The 5,652-nt window shown below is 55.3% G+C and carries 4 protein-coding genes; 2 read left to right on the top strand and 2 right to left on the bottom strand.

From position 1 onward, the window contains the following. Positions 1-28: 28 nt before the first annotated feature. Positions 29-1,393, bottom strand: a complete 1,365-nt coding sequence (lysC, locus tag FN633_RS04980) for a lysine-sensitive aspartokinase 3 (RefSeq protein WP_154056952.1) — start codon at positions 1,391-1,393, stop codon at positions 29-31. Between the two features lie 441 nt (positions 1,394-1,834). Between lysC and FN633_RS04975 the strand changes: the two genes are divergently transcribed. Continuing rightward, entirely contained in the window at positions 1,835-3,220 is a 1,386-nt protein-coding gene (locus FN633_RS04975; protein ID WP_154056951.1) for a diaminobutyrate--2-oxoglutarate transaminase, read from the top strand. Positions 3,221-3,237: 17 nt separating this feature from the next. Next, positions 3,238-4,701, top strand: coding sequence for a pyridoxal phosphate-dependent decarboxylase family protein (locus tag FN633_RS04970; protein WP_154056950.1), 1,464 nt, complete (start codon positions 3,238-3,240; stop codon positions 4,699-4,701). Positions 4,702-4,752: 51 nt separating this feature from the next. Here the strand turns inward: FN633_RS04970 and FN633_RS04965 are convergent. Next, positions 4,753-5,652 (bottom strand): hypothetical protein (locus tag FN633_RS04965; protein WP_208673958.1); only part of this gene is annotated, 900 nt, incomplete at its 5' end.

Raw genomic sequence — 5,652 nt, 5'->3', positions numbered from 1 at the left:
TCTACACAGCAGAGCAAAACTAATGCGCTTATTCCAGCAGGCTGCGATGTAACGCTTTCACCGCGCTGTCTGCGGATGCCGCCGGCAGCAGGAAGCAAAGGCTTTGGTTGGATGCCCCGTGACAAATCATGCGCACGGCGTGCGTCTCCAGCTCGGTAAAGACCTCTTTGCACACCGCGGCTTCCTTCGCCAGCCCATTGCCAATCAACGAGACGAGCGCCAGCCCGGTCTCGATCTCAACGTGGCAGTGCGACGACAGCTCGGTGAGCAGGGCGGTAGTCAACGTATCGGCCTCGCCTGAGGTAGAGCCAGTAGAGTTGAGGATCAGCGCGATGCTGGTCTCCGAGGTGGTCACCAGGTCGATTGCCGTTTCATGACGCGATAAAATCCCAAACGTCTCGGCTAAAAAGCGGTGTGTCGGCTGCGCGTTAAGGCTGGATAACGTCAACAGGGTCTGCTGACGGCGTACGGCCAGGGCGCGATAGCGCGAGGGTTCCAGCGCATCGCGGAGAACCAACGTGCCGCCTGCTGACGCATTGTTGCTGGCACCGACGAATACCGGAATGTTTTTGCGAATGGCGGGGAGCAGCGTCGCCGGGTGCAGCACTTTGGCACCCAGGGTGGCCATCTCTCTGGCTTCGGAGAACGACAGGGTATCAATACGCTTTGCCTGGGCCACAATCCGCGGATCGGTGGTATAGATCCCGGCCACATCGGTCCAGATATCCACACGCGAGGCATTAAGCGCTTCGGCCAGCAGGGAGGCGGTGTAATCACTGCCGCCGCGACCCAGGGTGGTGGTATGCCCCGCCGCGTCGCTGCCAATAAAGCCTTGGGTCACTATCAGCGCCTGAGCAATACGTGGGCGTAAGCGTTTTTCCGCCTGCTCGGCAATGGCGTCAATGGCCGGTACTGCGCAGCCAAACGTATCATCGGTGCGAATGACTTTGCGGGCATCAAACCACTGCGTCTCGACTTCTTCACGTTCACGCAAGACTTCCACAAACAGCAGGGAGGACATCATCTCTCCATGGCTGACCAGCTCATCGCACAGCGCGGCTGAAGGGGAATCGACAGCGTCTTCAGCCAGGCGGCTGATGTTGTCGAGCAAACGGTCAATCTCCTGACCAATGGCGTCTGGCTGTTTCAGGCGTGAAATAATGTTGTATTGCAGGGCGCGCAGGGTCGCAATTTTGTCCAGCCGAACGGGGCTTTCCAGACCGGAAGCGAGTTCGACTAACAGGTTGGTCACGCCTGCGGAAGCAGACAAGACAACCAGACGAACGTTTTTATCAGCAAGAACGAGGGTGGCACTGCGGCTCATCGCGTCAAAGTCAGCAACGCTGGTTCCGCCGAATTTGGCGACGATGATGTGTGGATAAGTGTGAGTCATAACAATCTCATATCAGGGCGCCATATCGGTATGGCATGAAAATTTTCATTTCGGCATAAGGGAAGGGGTCTTCGCCTTACGAAATGTCCGCCCGCGAACATTTCTACTTAAAACTCAGGAACCTGCTCTCATTGCCTCTCACAGGTTGCTGGGGTGGGATCGCATGAATAGTTAAATAAGGTCTTCCTTATAGGTTTGGGATTTTAAACGCGGGCATAGTAAGTGATTTAACCCGTTGAATCGATATTTTCTTTAACGTTTATGTCAAACCGGTGTGAAAACATTTTTTGTCATTGATTTTTATACAAATTTACATAAAAGTCCGCAAAAAATAAAAGATTGAGTCCGCTGCTGAAAACACATATATTAGCCGCGATTTTTACCCCCCCCTTAAACCCTTATTCAACCGGTGTTGAAACAACTCCAGGTTGTAGGAGAGATATGATGACGGATAAAGTCCGTATTGATTCTTTGAATGCTGATTCATTCCCGCAAAGCAATGAGACCCTTCTCGCCAGACAGGCTGAGTTCGAATCCAACGTCAGAAGCTATCCGCGTAAATTGCCATTAGCAATTACTAAAGCGCAGGGCGTCTGGATCACCGATGCAGATAATAAACAATACCTTGACTGTCTTGCAGGCGCCGGAACGCTGGCGCTGGGCCATAATCACCCTGAGGTGATCCAAAGCATCCAAAGCGTCCTTACCAGTGGCTTACCGTTACATACGCTTGACCTGACCACGCCGTTAAAAGATGAGTTCTCTGCTTATCTGCTCTCACTGCTGCCGGGTCAGGGCAAAGAGTACTGCCTGCAGTTCACCGGCCCTTCCGGCGCGGATGCCGTTGAAGCGGCGCTGAAGCTGGCGAAAAAAGTGACCGGCCGTTCCGGTGTGATCAGCTTCTCCGGTGGATACCACGGCATGACCCATGGCGCGCTCTCCGTAACCGGTAACCTGTCGCCGAAAGAAGCGGTTAACGGCATGATGCCGGAAGTGCAGTTTATGCCTTACCCGCACCAGTACCGCTGCCCGCTGGGCATCGGTGGCGAAGCTGGCGTAAAAGCGCTGACCTACTACTTCGAAAACCTGATCAACGACGTTGAGAGCGGCGTGCGTAAACCTGCCGCTGTGATCCTCGAAGCGGTGCAGGGCGAGGGCGGCGTGAACCCGGCCCCGGCCGAGTGGCTGCAGCGCATCCGTAAAGTGACCCAGGAACACGGCATTCTGCTGATCCTTGACGAAGTTCAGGCGGGCTTTGCCCGTACCGGTAAATTCTTCGCCTTCGAGCATGCCGGTATCGAGCCAGATATTATCGTGATGTCCAAAGCGGTAGGCGGCGGTTTACCGCTGGCCGTGCTGGGTATTAAAAAGCAGTTCGACGCCTGGGCTCCGGGTCACCATACCGGTACGTTCCGTGGCAACCAGCTGGCGATGGCTACCGGCCTCACCACGCTTAAGATCCTGAAAGAAGAGCGTATTGCCGAGAAAGTGGCTGAGCAGGGCGAATGGCTGAAGGGCCAGCTGGCTGAGATGCAGAAACGCTTCCCGGTGATCGGGCACGTACGCGGTCTGGGCTTGATGATCGGTATTGAGATCGTTAAACCGCAGGAAGCGCAGGACCACATGGGCTGCTACCCGGCGGATGGCGATCTCTCTGCGCTGCTGCAGAAAAAATGCTTCGAAGCGGGCCTGATCCTCGAGCGCGGCGGCCGTGGCGGCTGCGTACTGCGTCTGCTGCCTTCGCTGCTGATCAGCAAAGAAGAGCTGGGGATCTTCCTCGATAAATTTGAAAATGCGCTGCTGAGCGCGGGCGTGAAGCCTGTTTAATCGGAGCACGTGAGCACATGTCTGATTTAAATCCGATTCTCTCTGGTTCCGCGCAGAGTATTGCCGCCTACCAGGATGCCATTGAGCAGAGCACGCAAGCGGTGGTGCAGTGGCTCAAGCAGCCTGAGATGTACCAGGGCAAAACCGTTGCGGAACTGCGTGAGCGCATCAATTTAGAGTTTAGCGCTGAGGGCCTGGGCAACCAGGCCGCCATTGAGCGTGCCGTTGAGTATTTCCTTAAGGACAGCCTCTCGGTGCACCATCCGCAGTGTGTGGCGCATCTGCACTGCCCAAGCCTGGTGATTAGCCAGGCGGCGGAAGTGCTGATCAACGCCACCAACCAGAGCATGGACTCCTGGGACCAGAGCCCGTCGGCGACCATCATAGAGATCAAGCTGATTGAGTGGCTGCGTGAGCAGGTCGGTTACACGGCAGGCGACGCCGGGGTCTTTACCAGCGGCGGTACGCAGAGCAACCTGATGGGCCTGATGCTTGCGCGCGATGCCTTTTTCGCTCGCCAGGGGCACTCCGTTCAGCAGCATGGTCTGACCGGTAATCTCAGCAAAATTAAAGTGTTATGTTCAGAAAACGCACACTTCTCCGTGCAGAAGAACATGGCGCTGATGGGGCTGGGCTACCAGTCCGTGACGCTGGTGAAAACCGATCAATTCTCGCGTATGGATCTCAACGATCTTAAAGCGAAGCTGGCCCAGGCGAAAGCCAACGGCGAGCAGGTGATGGCGATTGTCGCCACTGCCGGGACGACCGATGCCGGCGCGATCGATCCGCTAGCTGACATCGCCGCACTGGCCGCTGAAGAGCAGATCTGGGTGCACGTGGATGCGGCCTGGGGCGGCGCACTGCTGCTGTCTGAGAAGTATCGTCACTTCCTGAACGGCCTGGAACTCGCGGACTCCGTCACGCTGGACTTCCACAAGCAGTTCTTCCAGACCATCAGCTGTGGCGCGTTCCTGTTGAAAGATGCGCGTCACTATCAGCTGATGCGTTATCAGGCGGCGTACCTGAACTCTGATTTCGATGAAGAGCAGGGCGTGCCGAATCTGGTATCCAAGTCTCTGCAGACCACCCGCCGTTTCGATGCCCTGAAGCTGTGGATGGGCCTGGAAGCGCTGGGTAAAAAGCAGTATGCCGAAATCATTGATAACGGCGTGACCCTGGCGCAGCAGGTAGCGCAGTTTGTGGTTGATCAGCCACAGCTGGAGCTGGTCATGCAGCCGCAGCTGGCTAGCGTGCTGTTCCGTTTCCGTCCGGAAAACGGCGACACCGCAGGCGTTGCGTTGCTGAACCAGCGTATCGGCGATGCGTTGCTGGCCTCCGGGGCAGCGAACGTGGGCGTAACGGAAGCCGACGGCGTCACCTGCCTGAAGCTGACCCTGCTCAACCCTGTCGTGTGTCTGGAAGACGTAAAAGTTCTGCTGGCAAGCGTGATGGCCTGCGGGCAGCAGTTGCACAACGCCTGATTGCAACAGACGTGAAAAAAGCCGACCGCAGCGATGCCGTCGGCTTTTTCTTTACGCTAAGCTTTCCTTAATCCTTCTTATGAAACGATAGTACTCCCGCATCTCATAGAGCTTGAGTTTATTATTCATCGCCTCCCAGCCATCCTCGCTTAGCTGCGCTGAGGGCTGCCATGACTCTTCACTCCCTCTGATCTCTTCCAGCGTTTGCTGCGGGGTCAGTGCCGCATCCAAATTTTTCGGCAGGTCTTTAGGGGAGACGATAGTGACATCAGAGAACCTATAGTATTTATAAGGCGTGCTGTTTTTAGCGAGTGCTCGCCACCCATGCGCCTTATTAAAGCCACCTTCCTGGTTGGAAAGGTGCAGTGAAAACGCCAGGTACCACATCTCGGTGTTGCCACAAAAATCGCTGATCTCAATATATTGATGATAACGGTTAAGCTGGATGGCATCCTGCTCATCGGCATCATCCTCGCGGCCTGCCGCAGAAAAGTAGGGAAAGAGCGGCGTGCCATAAAAAGAGACCCGGCCTTGATTAGCATATTCTTTGGGCGGGCTGAGCTTAGGGATGGAGGGTCTTAACGCAGGACCAGTGGTGCCGATCCCAATGTACTCGCGCTTTTCGATATTTTCAAAAAGCTGCGCCCGGTAAATACCGCCGTTTTTCGCCACGATATTGATCGCATAATCAAAATCTATAGTGCCAGACATCACTGAACTATAAATTTTGACCTGATGATTCGCATTGCCAAAATAGCGTTTAAATCGGCTGTCTTTTGTCAGGAAAACATCATAGCTACCGCGTGCATTGTAGCTAGCCAGGCGGGCGCTGAGCTTACTCTGCGCCAGCGAGCGGGTTGCCACGAACAGGGAGACAATCGCGATTGCCGCTGAAACAAGAGGGATGATGTTCGCTTTGAAAGATATGTCCATGTAGGTATCGCCTGCCGT

Origin of the sequence: Pseudescherichia vulneris (genome assembly GCF_902164725.1) — a bacterium.
Lineage (GTDB): Bacteria > Pseudomonadota > Gammaproteobacteria > Enterobacterales > Enterobacteriaceae > Pseudescherichia > Pseudescherichia vulneris.
The sequence above is the reverse complement of the archived record's forward strand: the minus strand, read 5'-3'. Positions and strand labels throughout refer to the sequence as shown.